8 protein-coding genes are annotated in these 12,751 nt (G+C 46.3%); 4 read left to right on the forward strand and 4 right to left on the reverse strand.

The annotated features are described in order from the left end of the window. Positions 1-12 precede the first annotated feature (12 nt). Together AC1RJL_RS01855 and AC1RJL_RS01860 are read right to left on the reverse strand one after the other, a co-directional pair. Positions 13-1,134, reverse strand: a complete 1,122-nt coding sequence (locus AC1RJL_RS01855; protein ID WP_492911043.1) for a phospholipase A — start codon at positions 1,132-1,134, stop codon at positions 13-15. Positions 1,135-1,180: 46 nt separating this feature from the next. Next, a complete protein-coding gene (locus tag AC1RJL_RS01860) occupies positions 1,181-2,149 on the reverse strand; it encodes a hypothetical protein (protein WP_492911044.1) in 969 nt (322 codons plus the stop codon). Positions 2,150-2,361: 212 nt separating this feature from the next. On the opposite strand from AC1RJL_RS01860, the gene AC1RJL_RS01865 reads away from it, so the two are divergent. The 4 genes from AC1RJL_RS01865 to AC1RJL_RS01880 all read left to right on the forward strand — a co-directional run bounded on the left by AC1RJL_RS01865 (position 2,362) and on the right by AC1RJL_RS01880 (position 11,360). Next, positions 2,362-3,849: a tryptophan halogenase family protein gene (locus AC1RJL_RS01865; RefSeq protein ID WP_492911045.1), complete on the forward strand. Its 1,488-nt coding sequence runs from the start codon at positions 2,362-2,364 to the stop codon at positions 3,847-3,849. A gap of 254 nt (positions 3,850-4,103) precedes the next feature. Next, positions 4,104-6,521, forward strand: a complete 2,418-nt coding sequence (locus tag AC1RJL_RS01870) for a glycoside hydrolase family 95 protein (protein WP_492911046.1) — start codon at positions 4,104-4,106, stop codon at positions 6,519-6,521. Between the two features lie 40 nt (positions 6,522-6,561). After that, entirely contained in the window at positions 6,562-9,462 is a 2,901-nt protein-coding gene (locus AC1RJL_RS01875; protein ID WP_492911047.1) for a TonB-dependent receptor, read from the forward strand. A 191-nt stretch (positions 9,463-9,653) separates the two neighbouring features. Then, a complete protein-coding gene (locus AC1RJL_RS01880; RefSeq protein ID WP_492911048.1) occupies positions 9,654-11,360 on the forward strand; it encodes a DUF5597 domain-containing protein in 1,707 nt (568 codons plus the stop codon). A gap of 257 nt (positions 11,361-11,617) precedes the next feature. Here the strand turns inward: AC1RJL_RS01880 and AC1RJL_RS01885 are convergent, their stop codons facing one another. Together AC1RJL_RS01885 and AC1RJL_RS01890 are read right to left on the reverse strand one after the other, a co-directional pair. Then, positions 11,618-12,322, reverse strand: coding sequence for a tetratricopeptide repeat protein (locus AC1RJL_RS01885; RefSeq protein WP_492911049.1), 705 nt, complete (start codon positions 12,320-12,322; stop codon positions 11,618-11,620). Positions 12,323-12,465: 143 nt separating this feature from the next. Next, complete coding sequence (locus tag AC1RJL_RS01890; protein ID WP_492911050.1) at positions 12,466-12,711, reverse strand: Rho-binding antiterminator; 246 nt, start codon at positions 12,709-12,711, stop codon at positions 12,466-12,468. Positions 12,712-12,751: the final 40 nt, after the last annotated feature.

Below are 12,751 nucleotides of genomic sequence, written 5' to 3' on the forward strand. Positions count from 1 at the left end.
CGCTTTCCTCGCTTAAAACAAATCTGTAAACACAATACCCAACGCAAAGATTTCCATATCGGTATTGTAGTCAATCAGGCTATGACCGTAACCTTTAAAATATTTAAATTGCCCACGTAAGTTTGAACTGATTGGAAAGCTCCAGCCTAATTCCAATGCGCCTTTATTATCATTGTCCAAATTATTGCGCAGCATTGCGTTAAAAATATTTTCCTTGTGCTGGTATGCGGCATTGAACTCAAAGTGACCCATGTAGTGAGTGATATCAGGATTATCATCTCCGTGGGGGTCGCCCGGGAATTCTTGTTCGGGTTCCGGAATTCGATACCAGGGATTGAAAGCGAACGCAAAATTACCCCGTTCGAAAACAGAATTGAACATGATGCGATTCCAACTGCGCGAGAGTTCGCCACCCAAGCCGTTGGATTGATGGGTTAACGAAAATTCATTAATCCGGTTATTGAAGCCCAGAATTTCCCAATCGTTAGTAAAGCTCAGGATAAATTCCGGTTGATGGTCTGTTTCGCGAAACGGTGCAGAATCAGTATCGTTATAAACCTGCCACAGCGAGTGATTGGTGTAGCCCAGATAAAGATGGCCGTTATTCCCGAACAGGTCTTCGTGAATCAGAATTTTAATACTCAATTGAAATTCCGCTTCTGTTTTGCTGAGTGAGCTTAAGGATTCAGAATTATTATTGCGATAAGGCACAGTATTGGGGTGGCGGGTGTAACTGACCGGAAAAAAATAATTGCGTTTATGTGGTGTCAACATAAAACGATTGGAGCGATTGAGCGCCTCCAGCGTCATGCGTTTTTTTAGTAGCGGTGTTTCCCGGACTTGTGCAACGGCAGGTGATGTTTCTTTTATCTCCGCTTGTTGCACTTCACTTTTTTGCTGATCGTGAAGCATTTGACAAGCTTCTTTCAGTTCGCGGATTGTCATGGTTTCGCCCGCGCCGATGACTGATGCCTGAAGGCAGGTATTCATCGCCTCAGCCGTTAACTCGGGCTTGGATACAAACTCATCGGTAGCGGTAAATAATTCGGCGCGTGCGGTGGTGGCGAGAACAATCAGACTGAGTGGCCAGATACGACGCATTGGCGATAAATCCTTGAAGTGGCTTTCAGTCATTGTAGGGGTTACTGACGATGAGGCAAGTGCCGTATCCCACATTAACTCAATAAGATTGCACCCAGACCTCAATATCTTGCTCATGCCACTGCGTTAAGAGCTGTACGCCTTCATCGACTACTTTTAAATACACATCAATGATATCGGTAGCGAGGCTGAACAAGCGGCTACTGTCAGTGTTGATTTGATGTGCATTTACCACATCGCTCTCAACCATAGAAAGCAAAAATTCCAATTTGATTTCGTAACTTTTGAGTTGGCTTAACAAGCTCAAATCGCTATCCAGTAAACCTTCCAGGCGTTTGGTTTGGTGGCGGAGCTTTTCGTTATTCACGCGCGTACATTGAATGACGTACCGCAATTTACCGGCGAAATCTTTATCGCAATAACCCAGTGCCGAGGCGTAAGTCGCCAGCGCGCGAATACGGCCAATTTGTTCGGCAACCGCAGGCATCAGACGGGTTGAGAAATGCAGTACCTCAAGGTATTTAAAGCGATTGGGGTAAAGGGTTTCATCGGCATGGATGACTTTGGGTTCGAGCATTGCCGGCATGGATTGCGAAGTCGGTTGTTCCAACTGTTTGCCTAATGCCGCCACCATGCTGAGCAATTGTTCGATCAGATGGCAGTGCAACTCGTAGTTATCGATAACGGCGTCTTCCTGCCAGTTGCGGCTAATTGTCAACCAGGCATTGCTCAGGTTTTCCTGGTCGCGTGGGCTAAGCAGTGCAGAACTGCGTGCAGAAAAAGCCTGTAATAACTCCAGGCGACGTTCCAGTTGAACTTGCAAATGGGAAAGCTCATCGCGGAACAATTGGTTGCCGCCAAGGGTGCCCATAGTCATTCCGCGGTGGCGTTGTACCGCCTTGATCATGTGGATGAGCTGCTTCGCGAGGGTCAATGCATCCAGCCGCTGGTGATAAAGGTCGCAGAAATGTGCAAATTCGCTCGAATCAGTGCCGCGAGATGGTGCAACAGGGACGTGACTCTGTCTGTTGATGGTGCTTGCTGCCATTCTTTGCTGTACTCCAATAGCCTGGAAAACCTGAAGTTGCCGCTTTCAGTGCCCCCAATTGGGCGATGGATTGGTAATGGACAAACTACAGCAACAGCTATGCCAGATCCCTGGTATTTTTTATCCATGGTGGCGTATTCAGCCTTAATATATGATTTATAAGCTAGTTGTTTATAATAATATCGCGGAACCGACGCGGCATCTGGAGAACCATGACAGTACAACCGATAAAAAAAATTGTCATTGTGGGCGGCGGTACCGCCGGATGGATGACGGCTTCGTTCCTGGCACACTGGCTCAACGGAGTGGACATTCAGGTTACGCTGGTAGAGTCCGATCAAATCGGAACCATTGGGGTCGGCGAAGCGACTGTTCCTGGTATCCGCCAATTTATTAAGGCATTGGAAATTAGCGAAAGCGAGTTTATCAAGGCAACCAATGCGACTTTTAAATTGGGCATTGAGTTTGAGCACTGGGCTGGCGAAGGCAAATATTTTTTTCATCCCTTTGGTGGATACGGTGCTCGCCTGGAAGACCGTTCGTTCCACAAGACCTGGTGGGCTGCCAGGCAGGCCGGATACGCGGACGAATTGGAAAAGTTTTGCTTTTGTACCCGGCTTGCCAAAGCGGGCAAATTCGCCTTGCCCAGCTTTGAAGATAAAAGTCGCTTGGCCTGGTACAACTATGCATACCATTTTGATGCGTCGGCGTTTGCCCGCTATTTGCGTAACTACGCGGAAAAAGGAGACGTCACCCGAATAGAAGGCAAGGTCAATCACGTTCAATTGGATACAACGACGGGATTTATCCAATATATATCGCTGGAATCTGGCCAAGTGGTCAATGGCGATTTATTTGTCGACTGCACCGGCATACCAGCCTTGTTGATTAATAAAGCCATGGGTGTCGGCTACGAGGATTGGCGTCATTGGCTGCCGTGCGATAGTGCGCTGGCAGTGCAGACCAACAGCGTTACCGATCCTGATCCTTACACCCGCTCATCGGCCCGGACAGCGGGTTGGCAGTGGCATATTCCGTTGCAACACCGCGTTGGCAACGGCTACGTTTACTCAAGCCCGTTTATTTCCCACGACGAAGCGCGCACCGAATTGCTCGCCAACCTGGCGGGCGAGCCGTTGACCGAGCCGAAATTAATTTGTTTTACCACCGGTATGCGGCCTGACTTCTGGTACAAAAACTGTGTTGCGATCGGATTGTCGAGCGGTTTTCTGGAGCCGCTGGAATCCACCAGCATTTCACTTATCCAGACCGGGATAGCCAAAATGACCGGCTTCCTGGTGAATTTCATTATCGATGAGAAACAGATAGCCGAGGCCAATCGCCTGAACCGCCTGGAATATGAACGCATCCGGGACTTCATCATCCTGCATTACAAACTAAATGGGCGTTCCAATCCTTTCTGGGAACATGTCAGGACGATGTCGATTCCCCAGACCCTTGAGGAGAAGGTTGCTGCATTCAAGGCGGGTGGTGATATCAAACTACTGGCTCAGGAGTCCTTCGTTGAGGAGAGTTGGGTAAGCATGTTCTACGGTTTCGGGATAGCGCCGGATGCGCTAGCGCCCTCCACCGATCCGGCCGCTATTCAATTGGTGATGAATAAAATGAAAAGTGCCATCGATAAAGGGACTGCACTGGCGGCTGGCCACGCTGAGTTTCTCCGGTCTGTAGATAACTGATTCAAGCCCACGCCTGCGCCGTGCGCGGACTCTCTACTTTTATTCTTCAATTTGGTCTTCAGACTGGTTTCCAGTGACATGCTCTTGCGGCATCGCTATGGGAAAGGCATGACACCTTAATCGTGCCTTGTTTCTTTTAGTATCACCATTTTGGTGAGGTATTTGTCATAGGTAATAAATCTTGCGCGTATAAAAACATTGACTTAATATTGTGCCAAATAGTCATATTTACCATATAAGAGTGATAATGCTTAATGATTATTATCAACCGCAATGCGCAGTTGCGATTTCTGGCAGTAATAACGCGTTATCTTCCACTCTCAGGGCTTCTGGCTGTGCTGGTTACTGCGCCGGTTTTCGCGTCTGTGCCGGTAAATATCTGGTTCGATCATCCCTCTGCTAATTGGGAAGCCGAGGGGCTGCCAATCGGTAACGGCGCTATGGGTGCGGTGATCGCAGGCGATATAGTAACCGACCAAATCCAGTTCAATGAAAAAACGCTCTGGACCGGCGGTCCCGGTGCTATCGGTTATGATTTTGGTTGGCCAAGCCAACCACAGGCCGCAGCAGTTGCACGGGTTCGCGAAACTATCCAGCGTGATGGCTCAATCACACCCGAGCGCGCCGCCAGTTTTCTCGGCCATAAAATAACCGCCTATGGTGATTACCAGACCTTCGGCGATCTGAATCTTCGTTTTGCTGAAAATGACAGCGGTGTCACCCAATACCGCCGCGAGTTGTCGCTTGACGATGGTCAGGTGACAGTGACTTATACGCAGGGTGATGTGAATTATCGCCGCGAATATTTGGCCAGTTATCCGGATGGTGTCATCGCCATCAACCTCAGTGCTGACCGGCCGGGCAAAATTTCTTTCAGTGCCGATGTGCAAGCGCCTGATAATCGCAGTCTTGATATCAAAATCAATAACGGCAGTTTGATCGCCGGCGGAAAATTGCTCAGCAATGGGTTGCAATTCGAATCGCGCATTCATTTCTCGCACCAGGGCGGCGAGCTGACCGTAAACGGAAAACAAAAAGTCGATATTAAAAACGCTGACTCAGCGGTGATTTTATTGACGGCAGGTACTGATTACGCGCAGCGTTATCCGCAGTATCGCGGCGACCATCCCGGTGCTCGGTTACAAAAAATAATCGATAGCGCGAGTAAAAAAACATTTGCGCAATTACAACAAATCCATCGCCGCGACTACCAACAATTATTCGCGCGCGTTGCGTTGGATATTGGTCAGCAGCCGCAAAATTTACCTACTGATAAATTGCTGGCAAGTTACAAAAAAGGCGATGCGGTATTAGATCGCAATCTTGAGTCAATCTATTTCCAATTTGGTCGCTACTTGTTGATTGCCTCATCGCGCGCCGGTTCATTGCCCGCGAATTTGCAAGGTGTTTGGAATAATTCGATTACGCCACCATGGAACGGTGACTACCACGTCAACATTAACTTACAAATGAATTACTGGTTGGCAGAAACCGCCAACTTGCCAGAGTTGATGACACCTTACTTCGATTTTGTCGATAGCCTTGTCGAACCGGGAAAAATTTCTGCACAAAAAGTGGCAGGTGTTAAGCAAGGGTGGACGCTGTTTTTAAATACCAATATTTGGGGTTTTACCGGCGTTATCGATTGGCCCACCGCTTTTTGGCAACCGGAAGCTTCTGCCTGGCTTGCCCAACATTATTACGATCATTATTTGTTTTCTGCCGATAAAAAATTCCTGCGTGAGCGCGCTTATCCGGTAATGAAAGGTGCAGCGGAATTTTGGCTGGCATTTCTGATAAAAGATCCACGCGATGGCAAGTGGATTGTCTCGCCCAGTTTTTCTCCCGAACAAGGTCCATTCACCGGCGGTGCAGCTATGTCCCAGCAAATCGCATTTGATTTGCTGCGCAATACTTATGAATCCGCAACGATGCTTGGCGATAAAAAATTCGCACAACAGCTGAAAGAAAAGCTGGCGCAAATGGATGACGGAATCCGTATCGGTTCCTGGGGGCAGTTGCAGGAATGGAAAGAAGATATCGATGATCCCAAAAATGAGCATCGCCATATTTCCCATTTATTTGCCCTGCATCCCGGTCGTCAAATCGATGTGCACAAAAATCCGGATGTATTGGCCGCCGCAAGAACCACATTAAATGCACGCGGCGATGGCGGCACTGGCTGGTCGCAAGCCTGGAAGGTCAATATGTGGGCACGTCTGCTTGATGGTAACCGTGCCCACAAGGTATTGGGCGAGCAATTGCAGCGCAGTACGTTGAGTAATCTTTGGGACAACCACCCACCGTTTCAAATCGATGGCAATTTTGGCGCGACGGCAGGTGTAGTTGAGATGTTGGTGCAAAGTCACAACGGCGAGTTGCATTTGTTACCGGCGTTACCCGCGGCGTGGCATACCGGCTCAGTAACCGGTTTGCGTGCACGTGGTGGCATTACGCTCGATTTGAAATGGAAAAATGGGCAGTTAACAAGTGCAAAAATTCATGCATCCAATAGCGGAGTAATTCAATTGCGGACTTCGTTGCTCGCAGAAAAACATGCGTTGGTTGATGCAAAAAAAGATAGGGCACTAACAATAAAAAGCGAAGGTATAAGTGGGAGTTTTAATGCGCAGGCAGGAAGCACATATCTCTTATCCAGCAGTGGGAGATAGATTTTGGCGTACATTTTAATAATTCTAACTGGAGAGTGTCATGACATCTAACCGCAAACAGTTTTTAAAGAAAAAGTTACCAACCTACATCAAACTTGCATCCGGTTTGTCACTGGCAGTTGGTGTAATGGGTGTAATCGCACCGGTGTTTGCCCAAGATAAGGCAGAAGGTGCAGTGGAAGAAGTTATTGTTACTGGCCAACGTGCCAGTATTCAATCGGCGCAAGATGTTAAAAAGAATTCCTCTGTCGTTGTGGATTCAATCGTTGCTGAGGATATTGGTAAATTGCCGGATCGTAGCGTTACTGAAGCCTTGCAACGTGTCCCCGGTGTCACTATTGGTCGTTATACCAATAACGATGCAGAACACCCTGCTGCCGAAGGTAGTGGTGTTGCTGTGCGTGGTTTAACGCAAGTGCGTGCAGAATTAAATGGTCGCGATGTTTTCTCGGCCGCAAGTGGTCGCGGCTTAAGTTTTGAAGATGTACCGGCAGAATTGATGTATGCAGTAGACACTTATAAAAGTCCATCGGCCGATATGATCGAAGGTGGTTTGGGCGGTACTGTTAACCTTCGTACACGCATGCCGTTCGATGCTGAAGGCCAATTGGCGAGTTTGTCTGTTAAGGGTAACTACGGCGATCAAAAGAAAGAAACTAATGGTGAATATTCCGGCCTGTACAGCAATCGCTGGGAAACCGGTATTGGTGATGTAGGTATTCTTGTGAACGCATCTACTTCAGAACTGGCAAGTCGCTCCGACCAAATTTATACCCGTCCTTATTTGCCTCGCACTATTGATGGTGAAGAGGTGTGGGTATCAAAAGGTGTGGATTGGCGTCGCAACGATCACCAAAGTAAACGTGAAGGTGGATACCTTGCGTTGCAATGGGCGCCTAATGATCAAGCAGAGGTTTATTTCACTGCGTTCCAAAGTAAGCGTGATTCCATTTACGACGAGAACGCTTTCTTTTTAGAGGGGGCTAATGGTGATCAAGCATTGGTTCCTGCTGCGGATGACGATTGGATATACAGCGGCAATAACGCGCTGGAATCGGGAACTGTTACTGTAGCTAACCCCGCGCAATGGGGGCTTGATTTTGGTACGAGCACTCGTTGGGCAAAAAATACATCAGAGACAACCGATTACTCTGCCGGTGTTAAATGGTCTCCGGATGAGCATTGGAAATTCTCAGCTGATTTGCAATACGTTAAAGCCGAGGCGACAGTTGATGACTATACATTGGGCTTAAAAGTTATTCCTGAAAAAGCGTATATGGACGGAATGGGAACAGAGACTCCGTCTATTCTGGTTGACCCGGCATACATGGCTAATTATGCAAATTACAGCTTGGGTCAGGAAATGACTCACTTTGAGCGTAATAATGCTGAAGCTAAAACTGGCCGCATTGATGCGGAATACAGTTTTGATGATGCGATTATTAAATCGATCAAAGCAGGTTTTAGGTATTCTGAAAAAACAGCTGACAATATCAATACCAGCTACGATTGGAATACTCGTTACGCGACCTGGTTTAATGGTTACGACAAAAATACCTTGCCAAAAGTGACTGCAGATCAAGCGGCAGATTATTTGACTCTTTATTCATTCGGTGATTTCCAGCGCGGTGATGTGCAGGTTCCTGCCGCAGGTTATTTGTATTCTGCTGCTGCTACCAAAAATTTCCGTGCGACTACTGATGCAGTTAACGCCGATTGTCCGACAGAAGCATTTTCCTGGGCGTGTGAAGGCTCGGTGTATATAGATTGGAATCGATTGGATAATCCGGATTACAGAAATCTCCAATCTGAAAAAACGGCCTCTCTGTATATGATGGCTAATTACGGCTTCGATGATTTGGCAATGCCTGTCGATGGTAATATCGGTGTGCGTGTAGTACAGACTGACAATACTGCTTCAGGCACATTAGTTGTTAATGAAGGCACGGTTAATGGCGTAGTTGTAGTGCCTCGCTCAACAGCACCGCTAGTAGCCAGGACTAATGAAACCCACGTATTGCCAAGTTTTAACCTTCGCTTGCAAGCAACAGAAGATCTTTTTGTTCGCTTTGCTGCATCCAAAGCTATTTGGGCTCCATCATTTTCAGATATGCAGGCATTCGTTACTGTGAGCCCTAATATCGATCAGGAAACCGGTATTATCAGATCTTATAATTTGCAGCAGGATACCAACCCCTATCTTAAACCAATGGAAGCTACCCAGTTTGACGTGTCAGTCGAATGGTATTTTGATGCGAATGGCGGCATGGCCTATGCGGCATTTTTTAACAAGCAAGTTGAAGGCTTCTTTAAAAAGAGAACCTCAGCGTACAGCATCGATTCTTACTCAGGTGAGGCCACATGGTTAGATAATGTGGGTACTGGTGATATCAATGGTTTGGAAATTGGTGTTAACAAATTCTTTGATGCGCTGCCTGCGCCGTTTGATGGTTTAGGTGTTCAAGCTAACTACACTTTTATCGATAGCAAAGCGGACTTTCCATTGATTGGCGATAATGGTGTTTCCGGTGCTGCTCCCGTCGATACAGATAAATCTACCTATGGTCAATTACCAATTGATCAACTCTCTAAAAATGCATTTAACATTGTTGGTATGTATGAAAAAGATGCTGTATCTGCGCGTCTGGCTTATTCATGGCGCAGCAAGTACCTGATCTCCTGGGGCAGTAACGGATTTAACCCGGACTACACCGACTGGTCAGGTAGAGCGTCGATTCCAGTTTATAACGATGACTATGGTCAATTGGATGCGTCAATTAGCTACACCTTCTTTGATAACTACACTGTAACAGCAGAAGCTTCCAATCTGTTGCAAGAGAAAACGGTAGGTATTATTGATCAAAACAGTGCGGGTGATCATGTAGCCTATTCTTATGCGCAAGATGCCCGTTTTGCTATTGGCTTACGTGCCAGGTTTTAATTAACTCGCGTTAAACCTTGCCCCAACCGGGGCAAGGTTTTCTCGTTTTTGTTTATTAGTAAATTCGTGATTGTGATTTTCTTAACAAGAGTAAAACCACCAAATAAGAATTTCTTTTATAAAAAATGATTGGTGTTCTGCTAAAAATCCAACATAGTCTTCCTATGAAAATAGTTCTGTATTGAGGTCTTATGATTATTGTTCGTCGATTGAATTCCAAAGTGCAGTGTATAGTTGCGCTCTGCTGCCTATGTGCTGCAGCACTTCCCGCAATAGCCGCGCCGCTCCCTGAACTGGTAAGTAAAAATGGCAAGCATGCCCTTATGGTTGATGGTGCGCCTTTTTTAATGCTTGGAGCACAAACCAATAATTCCAGTAATTATCCCGCAGCATTGAAGGATGTTTGGCCGTCCGTTGAAAAAATGCATGCTAATACTCTGAGCATCCCTGTTGCCTGGGAGCAGGTTGAGCCGGTAGAGGGTAAATTCGATTTCTCTTTCGTTGATCTGCTGTTAAAACAAGCGCGTGAACGCGAAGTAAAAGTAGTACTGTTGTGGTTTGCAACCTGGAAAAATAATGCACCGCATTATGCGCCTGCCTGGGTGAAGTTGGATAACAAACGCTTTCCCCGTGTTGTTAAACCGGATGGCGACACATTAAATTCAATGTCGCCTCTGGGGAAAAATACCCTTGAGGCCGATAAAAAAGCCTTTGTTGAATTAATCAAACATCTGAAAAAAGTTGATAAAGATCACACCGTCATTATGGTGCAAGTTGAAAATGAGGTAGGTACTTACGGTGCCGTACGCGATTTTTCCCTTTTGGCACAGCAAGTGTTTAATGCACCAGTGCCGGATGATCTGGTTAAGACACTCCAATTAAAGCCGGGCACCTGGCCGCAGGTATTTGGCAAAGATGCCGATGAGTTTTTCCATGCCTATCACATCGCCAAATACTGCAACGACATTACTGCTGCAGGTAAGGCGATAAAAAATCTGCCGATGTATGTGAATGTTGCTTTACGCAATCCTTACAACCCTGGCTTGCCGGGTCAATATTCCAGCGGTGGTGGTACCGATAATGTGTTGCATATCTGGAAGGCTGCTGCGCCGGACGTTGATTTGATCGCACCGGATATTTATTTCCGCGATCACAAAACTGTGAGCAAAGTATTGGAACTTTATGCGCGTTCGGATAACGCATTGTTTGTGGCGGAGATTGGTAATGATCAACCATTTGCTCGTTACTTTTTTCCTACCCTCGGTAAAGGCGGAATCGGCTTTTCTCCGTTCGGCATGGACGACACTGGTTATACCAATTATCCATTGGGTGCAAAAGAATATAACGATGAAGTTATCGAGAATTTTGCGCAGCACTATCGCGCTATAGCACCGGCCATGCGCGAATGGGCAAAAATGTTATTTGAAAATAACAGCTGGGGTTTTGCCGAGCCGTTAGATACGATCAGCGAAACACAACAAATCTGGAATGCTGAAGCAACGCTCGCAGAAAAAGAACAGCATGCTAAAGACAGGGCAGTTGCATTGACGCAAACAGTTGATGCAGGCTTGTGGGATATCGACGTCACATACGGCCGTCCCATGTTCTGGATTGCACCACCTGAAGGCAACACACCAGCATCTGGTGGCGCACTGGTAACACAGTTGAGCGATAACGAATATCTGGTAACGGCATACAAAGCCCGCGTGGATTTCAAACCCTCAGCTGAACTGGCCGGGAAAAAATTCATGATTGACCGTATCGAAGAGGGACATTTTGAAAAAGGTGTATGGGTACTGGATCGCGTTTGGAATGGCGACCAAACCGATTGGGGTATGAACTTCAGCACGCGTCCGATCATGCTTAAAGTAAAAATGGCTGCGTATACAACGAATTAATAGGGCGATAAGGAGCAGCAAATAGGCGCAGGGTGCAGGGATACAGGGCGCAGCAAGCAGCGCCCCTACATATACAAAATCACCGGTAGGGGCGCTGCTTGCTGCGCCCTGTCTGAACTGAATAATTTTCTTGGCTGTAAAAAAGCCTGCTTGTTGCAAAACAGGCGGGCTTTTTATTTGAAATTCCACATTGGCCAATATTGTTAATTTAAAATTTGTTATTTAATTTTTATTATTTTACTTGAAATCCTTTTATTTCAAAGATTATTCTTTTTCCGAATTATATTGATGTACTCCAACTCGTCCTTTGCGCTCTTGTCGCCGGAGTTGAGCGCCAGGCATTCTTTATATTTAACTTCGGCTTCATTTAATTTCCCCAGCTGAATAAGGTTGAAGCCTATGCCGCGCTTGGCTCGCACAAACTCGCTGGCTTTGAGTACATCGGGGGAGTAAGTCGGGGCGGCATCTTCTGCCTTGGTAAAATAATCAACTGCCAGATTCCAGTCGCGCTTGACCTGATATATATGGCCGAGTGCAGATAAATACATGGAATTCATCGGTGCCATATCAACGGATTTTTTAAGAAGAAATTCGGCGTCGCGGATTCGTCCGGTATTAAGGGCGATGGAGCCGCGTATGTAGTAAGCGTCTGAACAAACAGTATCTACTAGTTCGGCAGATTCATTTTTATTGGTAGCGAGTACGGAATACATCAGGCTTTCAGCCGTCGTTCGCGACGTATATATCTTTTTACCGCTGGGATATTTGGTCTCGCATTGCCTGATGGCTTCGTCGAGTTCGATAATAGCCTCGTTGACCAAGCCTGATTGAATATACTGCAGTCCCTGTTGGGCATGAGTTTTATGGTCTTCACCTGTGGTGTGTAAGGTCTTATTAGCGGGAGTGGTTGAGCAGCCGTAAACTGTTGCAATTACCGCAAAGGCACTTAATATTTTTTTCATTGGTTCTCCTTAGTAATAATGCAACAGTGCAAAGGCCAGAAGTTTTTAAAATTCAACAGTTCTCTCAGGAAAACAAAATGCAGCAATTAATGTGCCTGCGATCTGGACAATGTTTTAGGAGCAATATGTAATAGCTGGCTCGCTTAATCAAAAGTGACATTTTGAATATGTGGATTGTCGATAGTAACTTCCAGTTGTTTTATGTCATTCAAAACAATCAGTTGTTCACTTTTATCTGACTCAATTTTTATACATTTTTCTTTGTTTTCATTTCGAGTTGTATCCAGCGCCGTGCCATAAATACTCTCACCGGATTTAATGGTGAGTTTCAGCGGATAGTGATACATACGCACAATTTCAATATAGTCGTGTTGATTGCAGCTAATCATTTCAGTAGTCCTTGTATTAATCAGAGCGCAACGCTTTTAT

The sequence above is a fragment of the Cellvibrio sp. GW822-FHT04B05 genome (assembly GCF_058800985.1).

Coding starts and splice junctions, on each gene's coding strand:
- AC1RJL_RS01855 (WP_492911043.1), bottom strand. CDS start 1,134: ATGACTGAAAGCCACTTCAAGGATTTATCGCCAATGCGTCGTATCTGG.
- AC1RJL_RS01860 (WP_492911044.1), bottom strand. CDS start 2,149: ATGGCAGCAAGCACCATCAACAGACAGAGTCACGTCCCTGTTGCACCA.
- AC1RJL_RS01865 (WP_492911045.1), top strand. CDS start 2,362: ATGACAGTACAACCGATAAAAAAAATTGTCATTGTGGGCGGCGGTACC.
- AC1RJL_RS01870 (WP_492911046.1), top strand. CDS start 4,104: ATGATTATTATCAACCGCAATGCGCAGTTGCGATTTCTGGCAGTAATA.
- AC1RJL_RS01875 (WP_492911047.1), top strand. CDS start 6,562: ATGACATCTAACCGCAAACAGTTTTTAAAGAAAAAGTTACCAACCTAC.
- AC1RJL_RS01880 (WP_492911048.1), top strand. CDS start 9,654: ATGATTATTGTTCGTCGATTGAATTCCAAAGTGCAGTGTATAGTTGCG.
- AC1RJL_RS01885 (WP_492911049.1), bottom strand. CDS start 12,322: ATGAAAAAAATATTAAGTGCCTTTGCGGTAATTGCAACAGTTTACGGC.
- AC1RJL_RS01890 (WP_492911050.1), bottom strand. CDS start 12,711: ATGATTAGCTGCAATCAACACGACTATATTGAAATTGTGCGTATGTAT.